The sequence below is a fragment of the Psychrobacillus sp. NPDC093200 genome (assembly GCF_050280345.1).
Taxonomy (GTDB): domain Bacteria; phylum Bacillota; class Bacilli; order Bacillales_A; family Planococcaceae; genus Psychrobacillus; species Psychrobacillus faecigallinarum.
In genome coordinates, this window is the sequence record NZ_JBNNVC010000004.1 from 124,880 (window position 1) to 147,657 (window position 22,778).

Annotated in this window: 23 protein-coding genes and 1 other annotated feature; of the genes, 12 read left to right on the plus strand and 11 right to left on the minus strand. The window is 35.9% G+C overall.

The window, feature by feature from the left end; all coding sequences use genetic code 11:
• Positions 1–29: 29 nt before the first annotated feature.
• Positions 30–488 carry a GNAT family N-acetyltransferase gene (locus ACQKNZ_RS15955; protein WP_151112338.1) on the plus strand — a complete coding sequence of 153 codons (459 nt, stop codon included), beginning with the start codon at positions 30–32 and terminating at the stop codon, positions 486–488.
• An 80-nt stretch (positions 489–568) separates the two neighbouring features.
• Complete coding sequence (locus ACQKNZ_RS15960) at positions 569–1,027, plus strand: GNAT family N-acetyltransferase (RefSeq protein WP_144539363.1); 459 nt, start codon at positions 569–571, stop codon at positions 1,025–1,027.
• Between the two features lie 205 nt (positions 1,028–1,232).
• Here ACQKNZ_RS15960 and aroD read toward each other — a convergent pair whose 3' ends face one another.
• Entirely contained in the window at positions 1,233–1,985 is a 753-nt protein-coding gene (gene aroD, locus ACQKNZ_RS15965) for a type I 3-dehydroquinate dehydratase (RefSeq protein WP_151112342.1), read from the minus strand.
• Positions 1,986–2,051: 66 nt separating this feature from the next.
• Here aroD and ACQKNZ_RS15970 point away from each other — a divergent pair, with 66 nt between their 5' ends.
• A complete protein-coding gene (locus tag ACQKNZ_RS15970) occupies positions 2,052–2,903 on the plus strand; it encodes a GNAT family N-acetyltransferase (protein WP_427660658.1) in 852 nt (283 codons plus the stop codon).
• Between the two features lie 86 nt (positions 2,904–2,989).
• Positions 2,990–3,206 (plus strand) — a binding site (T-box leader).
• Positions 3,207–3,257: 51 nt separating this feature from the next.
• Positions 3,258–4,937, plus strand: a complete 1,680-nt coding sequence (gene argS / locus ACQKNZ_RS15975) for an arginine--tRNA ligase (protein WP_427660660.1) — start codon at positions 3,258–3,260, stop codon at positions 4,935–4,937.
• Positions 4,938–4,983: 46 nt separating this feature from the next.
• Here argS and ACQKNZ_RS15980 read toward each other — a convergent pair whose 3' ends face one another.
• The gene (locus ACQKNZ_RS15980) at positions 4,984–6,147 is read right to left on the minus strand and encodes a DUF418 domain-containing protein (protein WP_427660662.1); all 1,164 of its coding nucleotides are present in this window, start codon (positions 6,145–6,147) and stop codon (positions 4,984–4,986) included.
• A 126-nt stretch (positions 6,148–6,273) separates the two neighbouring features.
• Between ACQKNZ_RS15980 and ACQKNZ_RS15985 the strand changes: the two genes are divergently transcribed.
• The gene (locus ACQKNZ_RS15985) at positions 6,274–6,957 is read left to right on the plus strand and encodes a response regulator transcription factor (protein WP_427660664.1); all 684 of its coding nucleotides are present in this window, start codon (positions 6,274–6,276) and stop codon (positions 6,955–6,957) included.
• 113 nt (positions 6,958–7,070) lie between these two features.
• Positions 7,071–8,381 carry a sensor histidine kinase gene (locus ACQKNZ_RS15990; protein WP_427660666.1) on the plus strand — a complete coding sequence of 437 codons (1,311 nt, stop codon included), beginning with the start codon at positions 7,071–7,073 and terminating at the stop codon, positions 8,379–8,381.
• 76 nt (positions 8,382–8,457) lie between these two features.
• On the opposite strand, the gene ACQKNZ_RS15995 is transcribed toward ACQKNZ_RS15990, so the two are convergent.
• The 5 genes from ACQKNZ_RS15995 to ACQKNZ_RS16015 all read right to left on the minus strand — a co-directional run bounded on the left by ACQKNZ_RS15995 (position 8,458) and on the right by ACQKNZ_RS16015 (position 12,499).
• Positions 8,458–9,573 carry a DUF4179 domain-containing protein gene (locus ACQKNZ_RS15995; RefSeq protein ID WP_427660668.1) on the minus strand — a complete coding sequence of 372 codons (1,116 nt, stop codon included), beginning with the start codon at positions 9,571–9,573 and terminating at the stop codon, positions 8,458–8,460.
• Positions 9,570–10,136 carry a sigma-70 family RNA polymerase sigma factor gene (locus tag ACQKNZ_RS16000; protein WP_427660670.1) on the minus strand — a complete coding sequence of 189 codons (567 nt, stop codon included), beginning with the start codon at positions 10,134–10,136 and terminating at the stop codon, positions 9,570–9,572. The genes ACQKNZ_RS15995 and ACQKNZ_RS16000 overlap by 4 nt, the downstream gene beginning before the upstream one ends.
• Positions 10,137–10,293: 157 nt before the next feature.
• Positions 10,294–11,037: a hypothetical protein gene (locus tag ACQKNZ_RS16005; protein WP_427660672.1), complete on the minus strand. Its 744-nt coding sequence runs from the start codon at positions 11,035–11,037 to the stop codon at positions 10,294–10,296.
• Between the two features lie 90 nt (positions 11,038–11,127).
• Complete coding sequence (locus ACQKNZ_RS16010) at positions 11,128–12,183, minus strand: DUF4097 family beta strand repeat-containing protein (RefSeq protein WP_427660674.1); 1,056 nt, start codon at positions 12,181–12,183, stop codon at positions 11,128–11,130.
• Positions 12,176–12,499 (minus strand): PadR family transcriptional regulator, encoded by a 324-nt coding sequence (locus ACQKNZ_RS16015; protein ID WP_144539385.1) that lies wholly within the window; start codon positions 12,497–12,499, stop codon positions 12,176–12,178. Before ACQKNZ_RS16015 ends, ACQKNZ_RS16010 begins: the two co-directional genes overlap by 8 nt.
• Before the next feature lie 510 nt (positions 12,500–13,009).
• Here ACQKNZ_RS16015 and ACQKNZ_RS16020 point away from each other — a divergent pair.
• Entirely contained in the window at positions 13,010–13,417 is a 408-nt protein-coding gene (locus ACQKNZ_RS16020; protein ID WP_144539387.1) for an NUDIX hydrolase, read from the plus strand.
• Between the two features lie 12 nt (positions 13,418–13,429).
• Here ACQKNZ_RS16020 and ACQKNZ_RS16025 read toward each other — a convergent pair whose 3' ends face one another.
• Positions 13,430–14,188, minus strand: coding sequence for a MerR family transcriptional regulator (locus ACQKNZ_RS16025; RefSeq protein ID WP_427660677.1), 759 nt, complete (start codon positions 14,186–14,188; stop codon positions 13,430–13,432).
• Between the two features lie 155 nt (positions 14,189–14,343).
• On the opposite strand from ACQKNZ_RS16025, the gene ACQKNZ_RS16030 reads away from it, so the two are divergent.
• Both ACQKNZ_RS16030 and ACQKNZ_RS16035 read left to right on the plus strand, forming a co-directional pair.
• The gene (locus ACQKNZ_RS16030; RefSeq protein ID WP_427660679.1) at positions 14,344–14,931 is read left to right on the plus strand and encodes a histidine phosphatase family protein; all 588 of its coding nucleotides are present in this window, start codon (positions 14,344–14,346) and stop codon (positions 14,929–14,931) included.
• Positions 14,931–15,431, plus strand: a complete 501-nt coding sequence (locus tag ACQKNZ_RS16035) for a cupin domain-containing protein (protein WP_427660681.1) — start codon at positions 14,931–14,933, stop codon at positions 15,429–15,431. Before ACQKNZ_RS16030 ends, ACQKNZ_RS16035 begins: the two co-directional genes overlap by 1 nt.
• Before the next feature lie 235 nt (positions 15,432–15,666).
• Here ACQKNZ_RS16035 and ACQKNZ_RS16040 read toward each other — a convergent pair whose 3' ends face one another.
• On the minus strand, positions 15,667–16,521 hold the full coding sequence (locus ACQKNZ_RS16040) for a dimethylarginine dimethylaminohydrolase family protein (RefSeq protein WP_427660683.1): 855 nt from the start codon (positions 16,519–16,521) through the stop codon (positions 15,667–15,669).
• A gap of 195 nt (positions 16,522–16,716) precedes the next feature.
• Here ACQKNZ_RS16040 and ACQKNZ_RS16045 point away from each other — a divergent pair, with 195 nt between their 5' ends.
• Entirely contained in the window at positions 16,717–17,451 is a 735-nt protein-coding gene (locus ACQKNZ_RS16045; protein ID WP_144539397.1) for a YqcI/YcgG family protein, read from the plus strand.
• Between the two features lie 251 nt (positions 17,452–17,702).
• Complete coding sequence (nagZ, locus tag ACQKNZ_RS16050; protein ID WP_191697520.1) at positions 17,703–19,367, plus strand: beta-N-acetylhexosaminidase; 1,665 nt, start codon at positions 17,703–17,705, stop codon at positions 19,365–19,367.
• A 78-nt stretch (positions 19,368–19,445) separates the two neighbouring features.
• On the opposite strand, the gene ACQKNZ_RS16055 is transcribed toward nagZ, so the two are convergent.
• Complete coding sequence (locus ACQKNZ_RS16055) at positions 19,446–20,144, minus strand: YetF domain-containing protein (RefSeq protein WP_225216097.1); 699 nt, start codon at positions 20,142–20,144, stop codon at positions 19,446–19,448.
• Positions 20,145–20,512: 368 nt separating this feature from the next.
• Here ACQKNZ_RS16055 and ACQKNZ_RS16060 point away from each other — a divergent pair, with 368 nt between their 5' ends.
• A complete protein-coding gene (locus ACQKNZ_RS16060) occupies positions 20,513–21,670 on the plus strand; it encodes an MFS transporter (RefSeq protein WP_191697570.1) in 1,158 nt (385 codons plus the stop codon).
• Between the two features lie 159 nt (positions 21,671–21,829).
• Here the strand turns inward: ACQKNZ_RS16060 and ACQKNZ_RS16065 are convergent, their stop codons facing one another.
• On the minus strand, positions 21,830–22,513 hold the full coding sequence (locus ACQKNZ_RS16065; RefSeq protein ID WP_144539400.1) for a histidine kinase: 684 nt from the start codon (positions 22,511–22,513) through the stop codon (positions 21,830–21,832).
• Between the last annotated feature and the right edge of the window lie 265 nt (positions 22,514–22,778).

The following is a 22,778-nucleotide window of genomic DNA, read 5'->3' on the forward strand; positions in this document are numbered from 1 at the left end:
ATAGAGAAATATTCCAGGGGGGAAAGTAAATGAATGTATACAAAATAGACAGCGATTTTCCAATGGATTTGTTGTTGTTAGCAGATCCCGCAGAGGAATTAGTTAAAGCTTATTTAGATAAGGGTCAATGCTATATAACGAAAGCAGGAAATAAAATAATTGGCGTATATGTCTTAGTGCCTTTGAATAACCAGACTGTGGAGCTTAAAAATATAGCTGTACATGAACAACATCAAGGAAAAGGAATAGGAAAAGAATTAGTTCTCGATGCCATTGAGAAATCAAAAGAGCTTGGTTATCAAAAAATAGAAGTAGGTACAGGAAACTCCAGCATAAATCAGCTTGCACTCTATCAAAAGTGTGGATTCAGAATTGTTTCTGTGGATAAGGATTTTTTTAAAATTAATTATCCCGAAGAGATTGTGGAAAACGGCATTCCTTGTGTGGATATGATACGACTAGAGAGGATTTTATCCACAGAAAAATAAAATAACTCTAAGCGTGTCATTACTTAATAGAGGTGTGTTCTTACTAACGGAGCAGGTTATGCTGGATTGGGGGAAAGATAATGCAAATTATTGAGTTACAGGAAAGGAATAACCTATTCGAAAAAGCAATTCAAGTATTTTGGAAAGAATGGGGAAATGAGCATAATTATAAATTTTATGAAGATGCTATGATTCATTCTTGTCGTTTTTCAGATATTCCAAGATTTTATGTGATGATTGAAGAGGAGGAGATTATTGGAACTTATGCGTTATTAAGAAATGACCTTAATAGCCGCCAAGACCTTTGCCCATGGCTCGCCTGCTTATTCGTGAAAGAAGAATATAGAGGTAGAGAAATAGGCTTAATGCTGCTACAACACAGCCTGAAAGAAGCAGCAAGAAAAGGATATGATAAGCTTTATTTGTCCACAGATCTTGAAGGCTATTATGAAAAATACGGGTGGAAAAATAATGGTGTTGTGTACGGCGTGAGTGGTGATCATATCAAGCTATATGAAAAGGAAACAGGTTTAAAGTAAGGTAATTCTAAAGTAAATTATTTTACTTTAACTAATGATCTATTTAGTGAAAATACAATGAGCTGGGATATATATTTCCTAGCTCATTTATGTATATCTTTTGTTTTTAATAATTATAATGTTTAATTTTGCCAATTAGAATGCGAATTTCCTCAGCCTTAAACATTAAAACTGCCCCCCGAATAATGATTGGGAGCAGTTATTACTATGCGTTATGTAAAAGTCCTAACACTTTCTTTAATTCTTTTGCTTCAATTTGTCCTGGAGCGGAAGCTGATACAACTGAACCAAAGGTAGCTGCTGAACCGAAAATTTCTCCAGATAAACGACTGATAATACCTGATTTAGCCATAGACATTGTAATAATCGGACGATCCGCATATGTAGAATACATCGTATAGGTAGCATCCAGGAGGGTAATAACATCGGCTGGACTATTAGGCATAACAGCAATTTTAGGAATATCTGCACCTAGTCTTTGCATAGCTGTTAAGCGTTCTATTATTACCTCTTTTGAGGGAGTTCCATTAAAATCATGGTTGGACATCACCACAGAAATATGATTATCCTTAGCTAAAGAAACTAGCTCCTCAACTTCCTCTGAGAAAAGCTCAATATCAATTAAATCTATTTCCTTTGTCTGGATCACTTCACGTAAAAGTTGCTTATAATAATCAGGTTCAATAACTTTATTGCCGCCTTCCTTGTGACTTCTAAAAGTAAACAAAAGGGGGGTAGGATATAAATAACCTCGTATGTATGAAAGGGTGTCTTTGACAGATTCTAAGCTTTCAACTTCCTGTAATAAATCTACTCTCCATTCGACTACATCAGGAGATGCATCCTTAACTAATTGTAGCTCCTTAAAAAGGGCTTCTTTATTTTTTCCGATTAGTGGAACAATAATTTTTGGTAGTCCTTCCCCAATATGAATATCCCGAATAGAAATAATTTTCATAAATATCTCCCATCATGCAACGTTTTACGTTATATTAACATAAAACGTTGCAAAGGGGATGTAAAAATGAGATTTCAAATCTATGAAAGTGCAGAGAAGTTTTACGATATTGCAAAACCTTTTTTAAAGCAAAACGAGGACAAATTTAGCTTATTTTTAGGTGTGCTTGAAAGAATTAGAGTGGGAGGATATGAGGATCCACTGATGGCTACTATTGAGGAGGATGGAGAGTTATTGGCACTTTTCCAGATGACTCCACCACATCCACTTAATATTATTTTTGTCGATTTAAATAAAATCGAAGCGTCAATCGATTTATGTATTGAAGAGATTTTACAACGTGGTATACATATAAATTCGATCATAAGTGTAAAGGAATGGGCTATTCGCTTCGCGTCAAAATGGGAAGAGAAAACGGGACAAGCAAATTCACTATTAATGGACCAGGGATTATATCGATTAAATAAAGTGGATGATACGCTAGAAAATAGCCCAGGATCTTGGAGATTTGCTAATAACGATGATGCTCCATTAATAGAATCATGGTATAGCCAATTTGAAGAAGATACTGGACTTCCTAGTACTGCTAAAGAGGAAATAGCCCAGAGAGTGACTGCTATGTTGAATGGACAGGAGGTTTTCTTATGGGAGGACGATGGAGAGATTGTGTCTATGATGAAGAAGGCTAGACCATCAACTCATGGAGTGACTGTTTCTATGGTATTTACTCCTAAAGAAAAGCGACGCAAAGGTTATGCAAGAACAATGGTAGCAGCCTGCAGCAAGGAGCTTTTAAAGGAATATGACTTCTGTGTTTTATATACCGATATGTTAAATCCCACATCCAACAAAATATATCAAGAAATTGGTTATCAAAAGTTGATGGATTCAGTTCATTTAAAGCTGGGGAATAGATGAGATAGTAAATGTTAGATAGATAAGGAGACATTTATTCACATATTGACTTTAGTATTTGATTCGATTAAAATTAGTGAAAATTCATACACAATTCGATGATAAAGAGAGTATCTGATGAGATAATGATTAGCGAGTCAGGGGTAGTGAGAGCCTGATACAGGACTTTTCAGAGAAACGCACTTTGGAGAAGCTTTTTGAACTAGAGTAGAAAAGATCGGGGAAGTCCTCGTTAATAACGTTAAAGCGGTCACAATATGTGACAACTAGAGTGGTACCACGGGAATTTCAGCTCTCGTCTCTTCATAGAGATGAGAGCTTTTTTATATGGAAAAACAAAATGGAGGGTGAATATATATGGAACTATTAAAGCAAATTGCTATTTCGATTGAGACTGAGTTAGAAAGTAAGTTAACAGTGAAAGAAATACAAATGCTTTTAGAGAAACCAAAGAACATTGAATTAGGAGATTTAGCATTTCCTTGTTTTACGCTAGCGAAATTATATAAAAAATCACCACAGCTTATCGCTTCTGAATTGGCAAAACAGGTGAAGAGTTCACTTATTGCTAATGTAGAGGCAGTAGGGGGCTATTTGAACATCTTTTATGACCAGAAAACTATTGCGAAAGAAGTGTTAGGGGAAATACTTAAAAATCAAAACAATTATGGCCAGCTACCAATGAAAGACGAACAAGTTACTATAGACCTTTCCTCACCAAATATTGCTAAGCCATTCTCTATGGGACATTTACGTTCAACTGTAATCGGAAATGCTCTTGCCAATATTTCTGAGAAAAATGGCTACAAAGCTGTTCGTATTAATCATTTAGGTGATTGGGGAACTCAATTTGGAAAGCTGATTGTTGCTTATAAGCTATGGGGAGACAAAGAAAAAATTGAAGCCTCCCCAATAGAGGAATTATTGAAAATCTATGTAAAATTCCATGAAAAGGCTGAAGTGGATGAAGAGCTCAATGTTGAGGCAAGAGCTGCCTTCAAGAGTCTAGAGCAGGGTAACGAAGAGGCACTACAGCTTTGGAAATGGTTCAAGGAAGCCTCTCTTAAAGAATTTCAATATATCTATGAATTACTAGGAATTCAGTTTGATTCCTTTAATGGAGAAGCATTCTATAATGACAAAATGGAACCGGTCGTCAAAGAAATAGAAGAAAAGGGTTTGCTCGTGGAATCTGACGGGGCGTTAGTAGTCGAGTTAGAGAATATGCCACCATGTTTGATCAAAAAAACCGATGGAGCTACTCTATACGCAACGAGAGATTTAGCTGCAGCCTTGTATCGTCAAAATAACTATGCCTTTACTAAAGCATTTTATGTAGTCGGCAACGAACAATCACTTCACTTTAAACAGCTTTTCAGTGTGCTTCAAAAAATGGGCTATGAGTGGGCAAAGGACTGTCAGCATGTACCTTTTGGGATGATGCTTAAGGATGGTAAGAAGATGTCGACTCGTAAAGGAAAAGTGGTTTTATTAAAAGAAGTCTTAAACGAAGCTATCGAGGAGGCGAAAAAAAGTATTGAGGAGAAAAATCCTTCACTTCTTCACAAAGAGGAGGTTGCTAAATCAGTTGGAGTAGGGGCCGTCATCTTCCATGATTTAAAAAATCATCGTATGAATGATGTAGAATTTTCTCTGGAGCAAATGCTTAACTTCGAGGGTGAGACTGGACCCTATGTTCAGTACACTCACGCACGCATAAACTCACTCCTTCAAAAAGGTAAGTTTGAGACTAATAACATGAGTTTTGAAGGACTAGGCGAACCTGGATGGCCAACGATAATGACACTTCAAGGCTTTCCACAGGTTATCCAGAAATCCTTTGAACATGCAGATCCATCACTTATCGCAAAATATTGCCTAACGCTAGCTCGCCATTTCAATAAATATTATGCGAACACAAAAATATTAGTTGATGATGAAACAAAGCAATCGAAGCTGACGCTTTGTTATGCGATTGCCATAGTTTTAAAGGAAGGGTTATGTTTACTTGGGATAGATGCTCCGGAGCAGATGTAGAAAAACCCCACTGTCTTGCTGACAGTGGGAATTTCTTCAAAGCTTCTTACTTGCTAGCCTTATGTTTGAACCCTTTACCTCTGTAAAATAACCTCCAAACATATTCTAAGGGACCTGATTGAAACTTTAAATGTTTAATCCAAAGATAGCTAAGTAAAAACTGAAATATATAAATGGACATAGCGATGATAGTGGTTTGCCAAAGCTGAATTTCTCCAAATAAGCCCAGACCATAGCTATAAAATAAGAGGCTACAAATCACGGATTGTAAAATATACATACTAAAACCAAGCTTTCCAATGTAAGAAAAGAGTAATAGTTGTTCTTTATATTTTAGGAAAGCAAGACAGAAGAAACAAAGATAGCCTAGCATCAGTAATGGACCTGCTATAAATACACCTATCATTTCCAACATTAGATTCGAGGAGTTTGACAATAACATAGGTAACTCTAAGATTACTCCAGACAATGTGGCAATTAGTCCAAAAACAAGGAAAGAATGATTTTTCTCGTGAAGGTTCTCTAATAGCCTTCTTTTTCCAAAAAATACTCCAAGTAAAAATATCCCTAAAATTTGAGGGAAAAACAATATCATATTGAAAAAGCTCATAACAAAGTCCATAGAACGTTTTGCTACTATTTCAGAAAAAGTTCCTTCCGCATATATTTGCTCATCTATTTCTTGAGAAAATTTAATCTCTTCGGAAAAATCAATAGAAGAATAGTTCCCTGTTCCAGAGGTCAATCCGGTAGATATACCAAGTAGAAGTGGGACAATAGAAAGTAATACAAGAGACCAAATAAGTATTGTCTTAGACTTTCGTTTTAAGAAAAATAACAGTACAATGCCAACTATTGCGTAAGTGGTTAAAATATCGCCATACCAAAGCAACAAGCCATGGATCAATCCGAAGATGAATAAGGCAAACATCCTTTTTAAGTATAAAGGGGTAAATTTTATACCTTGTGTAGTAGATTTCATATACAAAATGGTGGCGCCATACCCAAAGAGAAAAGAAAATAGTAGCATAAACTTTCCTTCAACTAAAAGTGCAGTAAAAAAGTCAATCGACTCGTTGAGCTTACCTTCTATAGGAACTCCTCCCAAACTAATTGCTTGAAGTGATTCGTTAAAAAAATGTATATTCACTAACAAAATCCCTAATAATGCAAAACCTCTTAAAGCATCAATAACTTCAATTCTTTTCAAACTCATTCCTCCTTAACTTGTTATAAGAATAAGAATAGAATTGAAATATAATAAAATAATAAGTAAAAAGTTTATACTTTTGTTATAAGTATGAAATAGTATGAGTAAAAGGGGAGGTGTGCCATATTGCTCAAAGAAAAAATCCTAATTGTGGACGATGAAGTGGATATAGTTTCTTTTATGAAGGATTCTCTAGAGGACGAGGGTTATGAAATCTTAACTGCTCACAATGGATACGATGCTATTCAATTAGCTAAACAGAATCCACACTTAGTTTTACTCGATGTAATGATGGATGGGATAGATGGATTCGAGGTATGTGAAAAAATAAGATCCAATCTCTCTGGTCCTATTATTTTTCTTAGTGCTTGCCAGGAGGAATCTAATAGAATTAAAGGCTTGTTAGTTGGAGGGGATGACTATCTCATTAAACCATTTAGTCTTACCGAGCTTAAAGCTAGAGTATATGCGCATATAAGAAGAGAAAAAAGAAGAATCGAAAGCTATGCTTATGAAGTAAAACAATATGGGGAAGTAAACATTGATTACAAAGGTAGAACGATTCATATAAATGGAGTAAATGTAGAATTAACAAACAAACAGTTTGATATTGTTTGGTTACTTGCAGAGAATAAAGGACAAGTTTTTTCTAAATCACATATTTATGAGCGAGTATGGGGATTAGAAGCCGATGGAGAGGATTCCACAGTTACCGAACATATAAAGAAAATAAGAGCAAAATTTCAAGCAATCAAGGAGGACAATACATATATACAAACTGTATGGGGAGTAGGTTATAGATGGGGGTAAAAACAACAACTCTTAATAAGAGACTTCATCGATTAATTGTCTACATTTTATTATGCAGCCTTTTAAGTACAATTCTTACATGGAGTATTTTGATATATATCGGAGAATCAAAAATGCGTGAAGCCAGTTTTTATGAACAAATGATTCCTAAAATTGAATCGAAAATTCGATTAGAAAAAGACTCAATCTTAGAAGTTTCTCAAAAAAACAAGTTAGATATGATTATTCCATCCGAAGGTTTTAAATATAAGGTTATCGATATAGAGGGTACATATAAATACGGCAGCCATGAGGATCAATTAGACATAGAAGTCAAACAACTATATGAAAAATTAAACATTGTGGATTACAGTGAGAAAAATTACTTTGTTAAATATATCCCTATAATTGATGCCCACCAAAACTTGCAAGGTGTAGTAATGCTTTATTATCAACTGAAGGTTACACCAATCGAATCCTCTGATACATTGTTGTTAAGAGTGGGAATCCCATTAATTCTTCTTACACCTTTTTTCTATATTATTTTATTCACTATTATATTTGTACGGAGACTTAGCAGAGAGATTAAATTACCTTTAGAGCAACTAATGATTGCGACAAGCTTTGTACGTAAAAAGGATTTAAATTTCAACATAGATAAATATGAAAAAATAAGAGAAATACAGCTTTTAATAGAAGCTTTTGAAAATATGCAACATGAGCTGAGTGATTCTCTACAACGTGAGTGGAAGCTACAAAAAGAACGTAAGGAGGCTGTTGCGGCCCTGGCACACGATTTACGAACGCCACTTACCATTATCCAGGGTCATGTAGAAGGCTTAGAAGAAGCAAAGAAAAAAGGAATTGATCGTTTTGATAGATACCTAATTGTGATTAAGTCAAATATTCAGCGTGCAGTTAAGCTAGTTTACGACTTAAATCAAACGACTCTTCTAGAAAACGATTTTTTTCAGTTAGACAAAAAAGAATTTGATCCCATTCATTTCTTTCAGGGGAAGATGGAGGAATATGAACACTGGTGTATGAAAGAACAAGTTGTATTTACAGGTAAGCTTAAAGATGAAAGAAGTAAGAAAATCGATATTTTCGCTGATTCCAATAGAATATCGCAGGTACTGGATAATCTCTTCACCAATAGTCTTAGATTCGTACAACAAGGAGAGATTTGCCTGAATGTACTTATGACCGCTGACTGGTTATATATAAAAATGTTGGATAATGGCCAAGGGTTTGAAAAAGGAAAGGAAGCGAAAGTATTCGAATCCTTTTATCAAGGTATAACTGGAGAAAGCCGCAGAAACGGACATGCTGGCCTTGGTCTGTATATAGCAAAGACAATTATTGATAAACACGATGGAACTATCCAAGCTTTTAATAACGAAGACGGCGGAGCAACTGTTTCTATTAAATTACCTTTGTATTAAGTAGATATTGCCTTTATAAAGGAAAAAAGCTAAGCTCATTTTTAATGAGCTTAGCTAAGGTTAAACAAGAATTCGTTTATTTTAAATCGATGATTATGTCATCCATTTTGTATTGTTTTTGATCCGCGGTGCTATTATAGGAGCGGCCACGACCAATAATTGAACCACCCTCGCTATATCTAATGATATCATAATCATATAATTCTACGTCAGGAGTTATTATGAGTTGAGTAGCCTCAGGGTTAATTTTCTCATATATAGCGCCCCATTTAATATTATTCTCATTATTCTTTAAAGAAGAACCACCACTTCCACTTTGCTCTTCCAGCGAATAAAGATTACCTAAATCATCACGTACTATTAAGTCGACTGCGATACGATCCCATTCTTCTTGCAATTTATCGGAGGGAATTTGTTCATAAAGAAAGTGAAACGAATTTGGAGATATCGTAAGCTTTTGAAGATGGATTGTAAGATCGTCTTGTTCAAGCTTTTTATCTATATTATAGATAGATATATCTGCCTTATTTAAAGTAAAGTTAAATTTCCAATCACCTTCAATAGGGTCATTATCAATGGTTCTTCCTGGACGTAAATAATCTATGTTCCATTCTATTGGTAAAGAGGTATCCTCTTCGTCCATTTTCATAGTGAAAATACCTACATATTTGTTTTCGCTCTCTGATACTTTACTTGCTTCATGACTTCCCGTTTTCGGAGAATTTTGAAGGTGTGGAATTCCCCTAATTACTACTGGATATCCTAAATCTCTATTGGCATCAATAGTATAGGTGACAATCATAGATTCACCATCATAAATGGCATCATTTACTGTTACATTAATCCCATTGCTTGTTGCGGTTAAATTAATAGGAGTAGACACATCTGCATACCCCGCGTAAAAATCTCCTTTGTCACCACTAGTTTCATAAAAGAATTTATAAATATTGCTGATTACTGGGATATTGTCCGCGTAGGCAGTGAAAGATAGTCCAACTATAGCTGAGACGCTCAATCCTACGGCAAGGGAAGCGGCAGCTAATAACTTTTTACCTTTCCTTTGTTTAGATGTGTTGATTTTATTTTTTAATTCTTTTTTTACCTTCGCTCGCTCAAATTCGCTTACTTCCATCTCTTCAAATTCGTCTACGTCTATTTCAATATTATTAAATTGCTTGTAAAGATCTTTCATACATAGCTACCTCCTAGAAGAAATTTCTTAACCTGTCCATTTAGCCTCTTCTTTCCTCTGTATATACGATTATCAACAGATGCTTTTGTTTTCCCTAGCTTCTTAGCGATGGCCTCTGTACTTTCGCCAAGAAAAAAACGCATGATGAAGATCTGTTGATCGATTGGATCTAGTTTATGGACTAATTGCATTAGTTCATTTCGATTTTCTGTTAGAATCAAACTTTTTTCTATAGAGTCGGCTGGCTGAAGTTCCATCTGTTCACTAGAAATCTCCATATTACGAGTTGCTTTTCGGTAATAATCGATAGCCTTGAATTTAGCGATTATACAAATCCATTTTTTAAAATCAGTTGTGTCGCCATTAAAATCCTTTGCATGATGCCAAATAGATAAAAAGATATCGTTTATGCATTCATCTATCATCCCATCATTTTTTAGAGGAGAAAGAACCTTGTAGGAAACGCCTTTTATTAATGGCAAGTAATTATCCACAACATATTCCAGTGCGTCTTCTTTTTCAGATTTTAGCCTGTGGATAAAATTAGATTCAGTTGATTTCATCTACAATAGCTCCTTTTGGTATTTGTAAAAGCTTTTACACTCTATATAACGCGCTAAATTTAAATTTTTCTCAAAAAATGAAATATTTATTTTAGAGTAACATGAGAATTACAATAATTGGGCATAAAAAAAGCCGCGTATTATACGCAGCGTTGTGTTACTTAATATTTTTACTTTGGTAGAGTAACTGAGATTCGCCTGAGAGTTCCCAATTCTCTACTGTTTCATATGCTTGCTCTGGGGTATATCCTTTACCAACGAGGACACCCATGAGTATAAATTCCTGGAGAATATGCTTTAAATTAACGCCTCTTTCCACATCACTGAGAGCTTCATTTACAAGGTATTGTGTATATTGAATCCACTGGTCAGGGTAGCCAACAGGCTCAGGCTTGTTCCAAGAAGTATTTGCTGAAGTATTTTCTTGCATGCTTTCCGGTACATTTTTTGAAATATTTTCCGTTAAAATATAATTATATAGTTGAGCATGTTTCATTTCGTCTGTCAAAATTTCGAAAACAATATCTCTGTATTCGCGGTAGGGTAGTCCTGCTCGTATTACTCTGTATTTTTCCATTGCTTTTAACTCTCCGAAAAAAGCTTTCTTAATACCGGCCTCATAATTGGCAGGAGAAACGAATTGCTCTTCTGTCGTAACCACCACATCATTACCAGTCAATGCTTTATACATTTCTCTGAACCACTGATTATGCTTTATCTCATCGTTTCGGATAGAGGTGATTATTTCTATTTGTTCTTGATTAGGAGCTAAGGAGATTAGGTAGTCATAAAAAACTTGATCTTCCTTTTCTCCTTGTACGGCTTCGGCTATTAATGTTAACGATTGCTGATAAGCCTGTTGGGCATACATCTGTTGGTTGTAGTTTTCGATATTATTCATACATTTCCCCTTTTGTCATAGTCCTTACCTAGTCTATGAGAAAAGAGGAAAAAAGGTGTTTGGATCTTGTCTAGGTTAAGTTAGGTACCATTAATTAGAAATCCCGGATATTATCCGTTTTGCTACAGTTAATCTGCCATTGTCAGAGGTTAGCTTTACTTGATTCGTTCCTGCACCGTAAACAGTTTTGGAATTACGTTCTCCAAAAATGTCTATTTTACCCCAATCCACTTTAGCGTAGATAGATACATCTTTAGGCTCGGATTCGGTTTCAATCATGATACTGCCATTGTCTGTTTTTAGATCAATCATTCGATCAATGCTAGTTGTTAACAGTTCGATTCGTCCATTGTCGGTTTTCCCCAGGATATCCCCACTTACATATTGCATCGTTATGCGGCCATTGTCTGTTTCTGCATAAGTTTTCTCTGTATCCACATTGCGGAGTTCGATTCTGCCATTGTCGGTCGTAGTAGTTAGCTTGTCAGCCTGTACTCGATCTAACTCAATTCGACCATTGTCTGTGTTAACCTCCATAATAGTAGCAGCTATTTCTTGAAGTGCAATGGAGCCGTTGTCAGAAGTAATCTTCACATTTTTACCAAGCAATTTCTCTACTCGAATACGACCATCATCAGTTTTCATAATAATAGTTGAATAAAGTTTTTTTGGTAGAGCGACATTTACTTTTAGTTCTTTCACCTGAAAGATAAAAGTAAAGAAGCTCATTTTTTTAGATTTCAAATTAATGGAGAGAGTATCATTTATCACTTCGACTACAAAGGAAAGCTTTTCATTATCCCCAATCAGTTCTACAATAGTTTCATCCGTTTCAGACGGAAAAACGTTTAGAGAACCATAATCAAGATCTACTAACACATTAGAAAAGTTAGGCTCCGGAATGCGTATCAACTTATCGCTTGTAAACGCTTTTGGCTGGGATTTCTCTGGAACATAATTCTCAAGAAGCTCCTGCGCAATAATCTTTGGTGAACCAAGTGAGGCAGATATTTCGCTGTCCGTTTTTCCATCTTCCCGTGCATTAGAGAAATATTCTCGAATATCCGAAATAATTTCACTGCGCTCGTCAGTAGTCATTTGATGTAATGCAAGTTCCAATTCCTTAATAAATTGTTGCTCAGTCATTATTTACACCCTCTTCGATTAGATTATTTACACCATCCGTAAAGCTTTTCCATTCATTTAATTGCTCATGAAGATATGTTCTACCTAGGTCCGTCAGCTTGTAATATTTACGTGGGGGACCTTCCGTTGATTCCTGTAAATAAGTTGTGAAGTAGCCTTCCTTAGTTAACCGTCTAAGGAGTGGGTAAACCGAGCCTTCAGAAATTGATATTTGATCAGATATTTTTTGTACCAGCTCGTAACCATATCGATCTTGTTTATCCAACAAGACAAGGACGCACAGATTTAAAACACCCTTTTTAAACTGTATATTCACTTTTCTTTCACTCCCTTAGCTACTATTTAATAAACAGTACCGTTGAAAGTAATATATCACATGCTATTATACATTGCAAGGTACTGTGGAAAAAATATAAATTATTGGATTGCTTTTTCTTTCATTTACGGGTGAAAATCAGGTAGTTTAGGAGCGGATACCGCCACTTTAGGAGACATTTGTATGTGGTTTAGGGGCGAAAACATAGTAAATATGGGCACATCTTCGATTTAGGAGCCACTTTCTACTGTTTATGGGCGAATTCGGCGACTTTAGGATACATTTGTATGTGGTTTAGGGGCGAAAACTTAGTAAATAGGGGTGTGCATCTTTGATTTAGGTGACACTTTCTACTACTGTTTACGTGCGAATCCTCTAGAAATATAGGTTAATCATTAACTTAGGGACTCTTTCCCATACTTGCGGGTGTATCCCGCTACTTCACCGATTTTTTGGGGTGCGGTATAATTAAAGCAAAATGATATGTGGCAGAAGAGGGGAATGGGAAATATGTTCAAGTGGCAAGGGGCAGCTGGTATTTGTTTTAATGAGCGAAATGAAGTGTTGATGGTTTTACAGGCTGCACCAGGAGAGGATAAGCTGTGGACAGTTCCATCAGGTACGTTGGAAGAGGGAGAAACATTTGAAGAATGCTGTGTCCGAGAATTTTGGGAGGAAACAGGTTTAACTGTTCATCCGAGTGAAAAGGTACATCAAAAGAATGGTTTACTAAGTGATTATGGTATTTCGTATTATGTAGAATACTTTGTGGTGAACTTTGTTAGTGGAGAATTGACAATCCATGATCCAGATGAATTTATCCACGAAATTGCTTGGAAGTCATTGGACGATATTAAGAGATTGCCACTAGCTTATCCCGATGATATCCACATACTTGAGCAACTTTTAAAAAACTAGAAGGCAAGCCTTCTAGTTTTTAGTATATTCACGAATAGCATCTCGTAAAAATTGAGCTGCCCCAGCCTGAACTTTATTATAATAAGCTGCAAAACGTTCGTCTGCCACATACATTTCGGCTAGACCCGCGTGAGCTTCCTTCGAATATTTTGGCCAATAGAAACTTATCCACTGCTTATGCAGGCTTGCTGTCTTTTGTCCCAGGTCACTTGTTGGATCGCCAGCTGTCATAGCTTCTTTTAAACTATCTAATACTTCTTGTTCTAATTTAACTATCTCCTCATATTGTTCCTGTGTCATATCTTTTAGCTTAGAGTTGGATTGATCTACTGTTTGATTTCCGTATTTATTTCGAATTTCTTCACCATACTTATCCTCATTGTTGTCCACAAGCTGTTGTTTAAAGCCTTCAAATTTTTCATTATCTGTCATTTTAATACCCCTTTCTTTTTCTTGAATCGATTTATCCACATTATTTATTAACAAATCAAGCTGGACCCTTTTTTGAAGTAGTTTTTCTTTGTGCTGCTTTAATGCAGAAGTACTGTCAAAGCTTGGAGAAGAGATGATTTCTTTTATTCGTACTAAGTTTATCCCCAACTCTCGATAGAACAATATTTGTTGGAGTCGGCTTACTTCGGCTGAACTATAAATTCTGTAGCCTACCTCACTGAATCGGGCTGGTTTCAGTAAGTCGATTTCATCGTAATAGCGTAAAGTACGAGTACTAATTCCTGCAAGTTCCCCAAGCTTTTGAATCGTGTATTCCATTTCTTCACCTCCTGTTATAAATAGTCTAAGGGTTCACGTAGCGTAAAGGTCAAGTGATATTATTTAAATCTACTCAGACATTTTTACAAGGCTTATGGACAATTACTTTACGAAAAGGAAATTCTATTTTATCTTTGAACAAAGGGGGATTTTAAATGACTACAATAGGATTTATTAGACATGGTGTTACCGCCTGGAACAAAGAAGGACGAGCACAGGGTACAACAGACGTACCTTTAGATGATGAAGGGATACAAATGGCAGAGCGAGTTGCTGAGCGGATGGAGAAGGAACAGTGGGATATCATATACACTAGCCATCTTATTCGGGCAAAGCGGACTGCAGAAATTATAGCAGAAAAGCAGCCTAGTATTGATTTTCGAGTAGATAAGCGCTTAGGTGAAATTGGTGGCGGTATAATAGAGGGAACTACCGAAAATGAACGAGTTGCGAAATGGGGACCAAATTGGAGAGAGCAGGAAATGGGCTTCGAGAAGGAAGAAGTTATTATCTCTAGAGGGATGTCCTTCATTGAGGACATAAAAAAAGCACACCAAGGTAAAAAGATTTTAGTTGTTAGCCACGGAGGATTTCTTGCAAGAATTTTATATGCGCTTATTCCGGATGGAGAATTCTCTACAGACATAGGAAATACCTCTTTGACCATCGTTGAGCTGCAAGACGAGGAAAACCACTGTCATCTATTTAATTGTATGAAGCATTTAGAGAAGAGGGAAGTATAATGAAAAAGGATGCTTCCTATTATATTGAGTTTTTAGGCTTAGAACCTCATCCAGAGGGTGGTTACTTTAAGTCTTCATTTGCCTCGACAGAAACTCTAGATGTATCTGGGTCATCTAGAAATCTATATACAAGCATTTATTTTTTACTTGGAGAGAAAGATATCTCCCACTTTCATCGTTTAAAGTCAGATGAGTTATGGTATTTTCATGGTGGAGACCCATTAGTTGTTCATGTAATTGACCCAAAAGGAAACTATCATGAATATAAGCTTGGGTTAGATATAGCCAACGGAGAAATGCCACAAGTAATCGTTCCTAAAAATTCTATTTTCGGCTCCTCAGTTTTAGAGGGCGGAGAATTTTCTTTAGTGGGCTGCATGGTTGCTCCTGGATTTGAATATGAAGATTTTGAGCTTTTCACTCAGGATGAACTTTTAGAGAATTATCCGGAGCATGATTTCATTATTCGAAAGCTTGCGTATGAAATAATTCCGAATTAATCGATTAGCCAAAACGCTTTCTTTAAATGATGTATAAGTTCAGTAAATGACATAGTAGCAATAAAAATGACTTCGGTGTGCAACCGCGGTCTTTTAATTTTGTCTAATATTCGGTTGAGTAACTCTAAGTGCCTGGAATGATCATACTGATTCAAATTAAAAAATGAGCTTGGAATTACATTTCCAAGCTCATTTATCAATAGAATACTTTCTGAAGATGCCAATTACTCTTTTCTTATCCGCGCAGAATAGGCATTGAACAGCATCGGAACGATCCACCTGATTTAATGATTTCTGAGAATTCGATTTCCAATACTTGATAACCATGCTGTCTCAGCTGGTTATTAACATCCTGATTTGTTGGCAAACTTAGCACTCGGTTTTGCCCTATAGACAACACATTCGTACCCATTGAGAATTGCTCACTTTCGCTCACTTCGATTAAATGATACATGCTCGATAAATTTTCTACAATTTTAGGATCGAGCGCATCAGGATAAATTAATGCATCTTTTGAGGAAAGGATATTGAACACACAGTCTAGATGCAAATATTTTGGATTAAAAGGGATAGGTATAATTTCAAAATCCGGCAATTCTTTTTGTAAAGCTTGAACAGCATCCTTACATGTACGATGGCTAATGCCAATAAACACACGATTGCCATCCACGATTACATCGCCACCTTCAATGGAATGCGTGGAAAGCTTCTTATACGAAATGTCATGTTCATTCATCCAAGTTGCCAATACTTTCTCTTCGCCTTGACGAATAGGATTCGCCATTTCGGATATAAATAAACGGTTGCCCAAAGTAAACCCAATATCTCTAGTGAAGACCTGTTCAGGGTGGTCTTTGCTTGGTTGTAGTTTTATCACTCCCACGCCTGCATTCCTTAAAGTCTGTTCAAACTTTTGATGTTGCGAAATGGCAAGTGAACGGTCTATATTATCATTTATATATTTTTTTTGTACGTCATTAATCACTTCTCTAATTTCCATGAATTGTGGTTCACATAAGACTACTTTTTGAAGCGTTCCATATTCACTTTTACAATGTATTTGAGATTTATCTTGAATTATTTTCACCATAAGTAATCCTCCATTTTCTTCACTCATTACTTTTGTATTCCCTTAATTTTTCATTTCATAACCTATTTGTGAAATTTATTTCCTTTTGTACCTAGTTGTTTCAAGAATTTTAGAATGGGGTAAAGAATATGTACATTAGTTAAAGTAAAGAATAGACATAATAGATGTAAGAATGAAGATGGTGGAGGAGATCGTATGATTACAAAGGAACAAGCATTATTAACAAAAGAAGATTTTCATACTAGAACTGACTTGCCTAGTTGGCTTTATAAAGAATACGAAACCTTTCATAACACAGTAACAGATAAAACGTTTCCATGTTTTTTTGGAATGAGTGGCGAATTAAAAGGCGAGCTCCGCTATGCTTATATCAATCAAGATGACTGGAGTAATCTACCTTCTGCAGTAGAAGAATTTCTAAATTTATTTAAATTACCAAATTACAAGAGACACGGTCTTTTTGTATTTGTGGAGCCTTTTGAGCAAGAGGGTTCTATTGAAGATTACCGAAAGCAGTTTTGGGATATCCTCCAATACTTACATGAAGTTGATGAAGTAGAATGGCCCGAAGACAGTCCACGCGACCCAGAGCACTATTTATGGGATTTCCGATTCAATGGTGAGCCAATTTTTGTGTTTGGAAATGCTCCTGCATACAAGAAGCGAAAGACACGTCATCTAGGAAATGCGATGGTTCTTGGATTCCAACCTCGCAAAATTTTTGAAGGGTTAGAAGGAACTGAAAAAGGTGGCATTATGTCACGTGAAAAAGTTCGTAAACGTGTAGAAGTGTGGGATCAGCTACCTAAGCATCCAGACATAGGCCACTTCGGCGACCCGACACATAACGAATGGAAGCAATCCTTTATTGGTGATGATAGTGAGCCAATTCAAGGGAAATGTCCATTCCGCCATAAATCACAGGCATAATTTCCAATCCCCGTTTGGGGATTTTTTTGTGGAAATTAAGTACAGAGTGAGTAACGTAGAGATACGTTGCTTGAATTGAAGATTATGATTCATTCTGTATTAAGTTAATTATTTGTTGTGCAAATTGGTTTAAATAATTTAGTTAGGACATTTGAAAATGATTGATTATTAAAATTAAAATACAAAAAAAGGTATAGTGTCGGTACTAATTGAAATACAATAGGGTAGACGATCATTCGGGGGCCTTTAAAATGATTAAAAAAATTGGAATTATCATAGTAGTAATTTTTATGTTTACTATAATAGAAGCGGTCTTAACAACTAACAAAGAAGAGAAATCAAAAGAGTTTATAAGTGAAGAAGAAGCAGCTAACGAAGGACAGGCAGTTGTTTCGCTTGTTTTTGAGCTAGCTGAAAAAGGACAGGTTATAAATGTACCCTTTATAGTTGGCGAAACAGATACAGAACAATTGTACGAGCTATGGGGAGTACCTGATGAGAGCAGCAATCTTTCGAATGATATTTATGACACCTATCTATCTCGAAACGCAACTGTTGGACATCATTCAGGAACTGTTTTTGATATCCGAACTAACTCGACATATATACAAGAGGTTCAATTGGAAGACATCCATTCGGTTGCAGGAGAGCCAGATATTATACGTAGCTATCAGGATGAAGGGAAAGAAGAAACTATTTTAGTTTATGAAATTCTCCCGAATATACAATTAAAATGGATCCTACCAAAGCCTACGGAAAATGATCCGAATCCTAACGTTCATCATATTTCGGTTTATACGGACTTAAAGGAGGTAGACTCAACGGTGACAACTTCCCCAGTGGATAGTATGTCCTTAGAAGAAAAAGTGGGCCAAATGATTTTTGGAGGAATTGAAGGAGTAGAATTATCGGAGAAAAGTAGGGAAATGATTCGTGAGGATAAGGTTGGAGGAATCATTTTCTTTAAAGATAACCTGGTAAATGCAAATCAGATAGTGACATTACTAAATTCCATTAAGGCTGAGAATATGCAGCAGCAATATCCGCTGTTTTTAGGGATAGACCAAGAGGGAGGAAGAGTGACAAGGATTCCAGAGCTCAACAATCTTCCGACCAATAAACAAATTGGTAAAAAGGACAATCCAGCATTAGCATTTCAATTGGGAGAATTATTAGGCAAGCAGCTGAATGCGTTTGGATTTAATTTGGATTTTGCACCTGTACTTGATGTTGACAGTAATCCTAATAATCCTGTTATTGGAGATCGTTCTTTTGGAAGTGACCCTAAATTGGTGAGTGAGCTTGGTATTTCTACTATGAAGGGCTTGCAAAGTGAAAATGTTATTTCAGTTATTAAGCATTTTCCTGGTCACGGGGATACAGAAGTAGATTCTCATATTGAACTTCCAATAGTAAGTAAGAATATGAAAGAGCTTCAGGCTTTAGAATTCATTCCCTTTCAAAATGCTTTAAAAAGTGGAGCAGATGTGGTCATGATTGGTCATATATTATTACCAGAAATAGATGCTAATAAGCCATCATCCATTTCAAATGTGGTCATTACGAAAATACTACGAGAGCAGCTGAAATATGAAGGAGTCGTCATGACGGATGATATGACGATGAAGGCCATTTTGGATAATTATGAAATAGGAGAGGCGGCAGTTGAAGCTGTCAAGGCTGGTAATGATATTGTATTAATCGCACATGACTATGAAAAAGTGCAAAGAGCCATTCAAGCTATTTTAGAGGCCGTACAAAATGAAGAAATAAAGGTAGAACAAATTGATCGGAGCGTGGAACGTATTCTTCAGTTAAAGGAGAAATATCAACTAAGCAACGATCAACTTTCTTCTATTAATGTAAATGAACTAAATAATTTAGCTGAAGAATTAACAAATAATATTTTAAAATAGCAAAAGCTTCCTATTTAAAAGGAAGTAAAAAGGTATGGGGAAAAATTCCCCATACCTTTTGTTGTCTTCATGGTTATTTTATAGACTATTATTTTTTAGGTTAACCGAAAGGGATCCATTTGTTTGTAATTGTGCAAAGTATACCTCATCGACTGACTGAACCCCGTGCTTGCGCAACTTCTTCATTACCCATTCTTCGTCTAGTTTCAATTCTTTTAGATTTTTCCGTACAATTTTACCGTCTGATATAATTTCGGTTGGAATATAAGTGGGCATGGAAACGTCTGCCTTCACATCTTGTTTTGTTGCATTTTGTTCTGCAGGTTTTTTAAACACACTTAGCTCTCCATTTGTTTCTAATACTGCATACTGGACATCGTCTATAGAAAAGATGGATTGTTCTCTTAATAACATCATTACATCATCCATGTTCATGCGAGAAGATTTTAAGGATTTTAGAGATATTCTTCCATCTTTAATGATAATTGTTGGCTCATCATCTAAAAGCAGACGCAACTTAGGGGAAAGCTGTGAAAGATATGTCATAAGGATTGTAAGTACTGCCCACCATATTAGTGATATAATTCCGTCCACAAAGGGAGTTTCTTTTTGTGAAGCAATTTCCGAAGCGATAGATCCTATAGTTATTCCTGTAATGTAATGAAAGAAAGTTAATTGGCTTATCTGCTTCTTTCCCATTATGCGTGCTAAAAAAAGCAAAACTGCAAATGAGATGGTAGTTCTCCAAATCATTTCCCAAAAACTTATATCAGCCATTGTGATCAATACTCCTTTAAATATACTTCTATGTATTGTGACCCACTAGCATCTAACTATTCTCTTTTAGGAAAATTTTATAAATTCAATGATTTTGCGATATAATAACTAAATTGGGTTATTTTCATAAATTGCACTTACTATTAAACATGAATATTTATAACTTTTTGATTGTAAAAGCTGCGACGATACCAGCTAAATGAGAAATGACCGATTAAAGTGGAAATCATTTATATTCTTTTTTTGTTCGTGTTTTTCATATAGATAGCAATTATAAAATTGATCCAAAAACTATTTTTATAGGGAGGTGTGGTAAATTGTCGCAAACAGAAACTCTGAATAGGCAGGGGAATCCTGTCTATCCTATTATGGTGGCTATGGGAATATGTCATCTTTTTAATGACACTTTACAATCTGTTGTCCCAGCTATGTTTCCAATATTTAGAGGTGAACTTGGATTAACCTTTACTCAGTTAGGATTTATAACATTTTCCCTTAATATAGTTGCTTCTATACTACAGCCAGTGGTTGGCTTTATAAGTGATAAAAAGCCAATGCCATATGCTCTTCCTCTAGGAATGGTAAGTTCTTTTATCGGTGTGGCAGGATTAGCTTTTGCACCAGATTACTGGATAATACTCGTAGCTGTTATATTTTTAGGCTTGGGATCAGCAGTATTCCATCCGGAGGGGTCTAGGGTTTCTTATATGGCAGCGGGGAATAAAAGAGGACTATCTCAATCGATTTATCAGGTTGGAGGGAATTCTGGACAAGCTTTAGCCCCTCTTATTAGTGGATTCATACTACTTCCGCTTGGACAAAGAGGAGCTGCGTTATTTTTAATCGTTGCTGCGATAGGTATTTTTATATTGAGTAAAATTTCTAGATGGTATAAGGAACAACTAAGAGAAGCGGGTTTAGGTGCTAAGAAAAAAGCATTTATATCTTCTTTGCCTGTATTGACTAAGAAACAGGTAGGGATTGCACTAGGGCTTTTAATGATAATTATTTTTGTGCGCTCTTTTTATGTTACGAATATTACTAGCTTTTATATTTTTCATTTGACGGAAAACTATAACTTCGTAACAGATAAAGGCCAACTAATTATTTTCTTGTTTTTAGCTATGGGGGCAGTGGGGACGTTTTTTGGAGGTCCGATGGCTGATAGGATTGGAAGAAAAAAAGTGATTGTCATTTCAACCATTGTACCAATACCATTGTGTCTTGTATTACCTTATGTGCCTGTTTGGGCTATTTTAATACTACTAACTGCTATTGGATTTTCAATCATGCTCAGTTTTTCCGTGACAGTTGTTTACGCACAAGAGCTAGTTCCGAACAAAATTGGAACAATGGCTGGTCTTACGGTTGGATTGGCGTTTGGAATGGGAGCTATAGGAGCAGTAGTTATTGGTATTCTTATGGATTACATAGGAGTGTATTCAACTATGGTGGTTGTGTCGCTTCTTCCTATATTAGGATTAGTAGCTTTTGCTCTACCAAAGGATGGGAAGGTTGCGGCATAAGAAAAGCGCAAGCGCCTGTGTCAGTTAAATGGAGAAAAGTGAAGGGACAGTTCCTTAGTCATTCCAAACGCTCTTGTTTGTAGCGAGCTTACGCAGGAGCAGCGCCGAGCTTTCATATTTACAAAAAAAGAGCAATCCATAAAGGAGTGCTCTTATATATTATCTTGCTTTTAGTCTACAATCAGCTGGAACTTGAGATGGATCAGTTACTAGATTGTCTTGGATATGAACTTGCTGCATTTTGTTATTATGCATAAATTTGAATATCCCATTATCAAAATCTGTACCAATTTCTTTAAAGAAAATTCCTTCCTGACACATATTCTTTGCACAGGTAAAGGATACTTTATAAGTATCTCCATCATTCACCAAATAGGCTCTTACACCTTTTTCAAATATTCCTTCTTCTTCTTCTTTTATCGCACGTTCCACCGAAACCACATGGAAATCTACAAATGGGATTTCCTTTAATAGTACATTCATAAAGGAGCCTTTCGTAATTTCTTCCCATCTGCTCTGAGCTGTTTGTCCGATAATAATCTGGGTGATATTAAATTGATGTGCTACTTCCTTAATCACTTTAGGAGAAGGACGCTTTTCATTATCACGGATGATAAATTCTTCCACGTCTAGTTCATCTGCTAAAGATCTCCACTGCTCTACGTATCCTGATTTTTCCGCATCGAAAGCATCGTACGGAAGTGGATCCACAGTTAAGATATAGAGTGGACAGTCCATAATACTTGCCATCTTGTGTCCTCTTCTAATGAGTCGTTCACCATTTGGTCCATAGTATACGCAGACAAGTATACTTTCGTCCATTCTACCTTTTACGCGTTTCACGGTTGTCTACACCTCATTTATTATAGTCTCATCTATTCTAGTAACATGTATAAAATATTGCAAATTATAAGCTATTGTAAACACCAGAAGTGCAGAGATGCATCATTTAGTGTATAATTTACTTAGGAAAATCATGAAAATACTATTAATTATTTTTAAGGAGTTCTAAAGATTTACCATATGCTCTAAATGTTTTAAAAAAATTGTCTTTGATTCACTATTAAAATTTGCATAGAGGATTGTTTTGCTCCTAACCTCTTATGCA

What these genes read in the sequence shown, in the direction of transcription:
- ACQKNZ_RS15955 (WP_151112338.1), top strand. Translation starts at nt 30, where the DNA reads ATGAATGTATACAAAATAGACAGCGATTTTCCAATGGATTTGTTGTTG.
- ACQKNZ_RS15960 (WP_144539363.1), top strand. Translation starts at nt 569, where the DNA reads ATGCAAATTATTGAGTTACAGGAAAGGAATAACCTATTCGAAAAAGCA.
- aroD (WP_151112342.1), bottom strand. Translation starts at nt 1,985, where the DNA reads ATGAAAATTATTTCTATTCGGGATATTCATATTGGGGAAGGACTACCA.
- ACQKNZ_RS15970 (WP_427660658.1), top strand. Translation starts at nt 2,052, where the DNA reads ATGAGATTTCAAATCTATGAAAGTGCAGAGAAGTTTTACGATATTGCA.
- argS (WP_427660660.1), top strand. Translation starts at nt 3,258, where the DNA reads ATGGAACTATTAAAGCAAATTGCTATTTCGATTGAGACTGAGTTAGAA.
- ACQKNZ_RS15990 (WP_427660666.1), top strand. Translation starts at nt 7,071, where the DNA reads ATGCGTGAAGCCAGTTTTTATGAACAAATGATTCCTAAAATTGAATCG.
- ACQKNZ_RS15995 (WP_427660668.1), bottom strand. Translation starts at nt 9,573, where the DNA reads ATGAAAGATCTTTACAAGCAATTTAATAATATTGAAATAGACGTAGAC.
- ACQKNZ_RS16000 (WP_427660670.1), bottom strand. Translation starts at nt 10,136, where the DNA reads ATGAAATCAACTGAATCTAATTTTATCCACAGGCTAAAATCTGAAAAA.
- ACQKNZ_RS16005 (WP_427660672.1), bottom strand. Translation starts at nt 11,037, where the DNA reads ATGAATAATATCGAAAACTACAACCAACAGATGTATGCCCAACAGGCT.
- ACQKNZ_RS16010 (WP_427660674.1), bottom strand. Translation starts at nt 12,183, where the DNA reads ATGACTGAGCAACAATTTATTAAGGAATTGGAACTTGCATTACATCAA.
- ACQKNZ_RS16020 (WP_144539387.1), top strand. Translation starts at nt 13,010, where the DNA reads ATGTTCAAGTGGCAAGGGGCAGCTGGTATTTGTTTTAATGAGCGAAAT.
- ACQKNZ_RS16025 (WP_427660677.1), bottom strand. Translation starts at nt 14,188, where the DNA reads ATGGAATACACGATTCAAAAGCTTGGGGAACTTGCAGGAATTAGTACT.
- ACQKNZ_RS16030 (WP_427660679.1), top strand. Translation starts at nt 14,344, where the DNA reads ATGACTACAATAGGATTTATTAGACATGGTGTTACCGCCTGGAACAAA.
- ACQKNZ_RS16035 (WP_427660681.1), top strand. Translation starts at nt 14,931, where the DNA reads ATGAAAAAGGATGCTTCCTATTATATTGAGTTTTTAGGCTTAGAACCT.
- ACQKNZ_RS16040 (WP_427660683.1), bottom strand. Translation starts at nt 16,521, where the DNA reads ATGGTGAAAATAATTCAAGATAAATCTCAAATACATTGTAAAAGTGAA.
- ACQKNZ_RS16045 (WP_144539397.1), top strand. Translation starts at nt 16,717, where the DNA reads ATGATTACAAAGGAACAAGCATTATTAACAAAAGAAGATTTTCATACT.
- nagZ (WP_191697520.1), top strand. Translation starts at nt 17,703, where the DNA reads ATGATTAAAAAAATTGGAATTATCATAGTAGTAATTTTTATGTTTACT.
- ACQKNZ_RS16055 (WP_225216097.1), bottom strand. Translation starts at nt 20,144, where the DNA reads ATGGCTGATATAAGTTTTTGGGAAATGATTTGGAGAACTACCATCTCA.
- ACQKNZ_RS16060 (WP_191697570.1), top strand. Translation starts at nt 20,513, where the DNA reads ATGGTGGCTATGGGAATATGTCATCTTTTTAATGACACTTTACAATCT.